This window comes from Pollutimonas rozaliensis (assembly GCF_048751585.1).
Lineage (GTDB): Bacteria > Pseudomonadota > Gammaproteobacteria > Burkholderiales > Burkholderiaceae_B.
Genome location: NZ_JAZHOB010000249.1, coordinates 1 through 253, shown reverse-complemented (window position 1 = coordinate 253; position 253 = coordinate 1). Strand labels below are relative to the sequence as shown.

The following is a 253-nucleotide window of genomic DNA, read 5'->3' as shown; positions in this document are numbered from 1 at the left end:
CGATCAACTGGAACCGTCTGCAGGACGATAAAGATCTGGACGTGTGGAACCGCCTGACCAGCAACTTCTGGCTGCCGGAAAAAGTGCCGCTGTCCAACGACATTCAGTCGTGGAACACGCTGACTCAGCAGGAAAAGCAGCTGACCATCCGGGTCTTCACCGGCCTGACGCTGCTCGATACCATCCAGAGCAGCGTGGGTGCGCCGGTGCTGATGGAAGATGCGCGTACGCCCCACGAAGAAGCGGTGTATAC

At 58.5% G+C, this 253-nt stretch carries 1 protein-coding gene; it reads left to right on the top strand.

Translation table 11 applies throughout. The annotated features are described in order from the left end of the window. Window positions 1–253, top strand: a 253-nt coding sequence (locus V0R37_RS22775; protein WP_489685826.1) for a ribonucleotide-diphosphate reductase subunit beta, incomplete at both ends; no start/stop codon positions are given.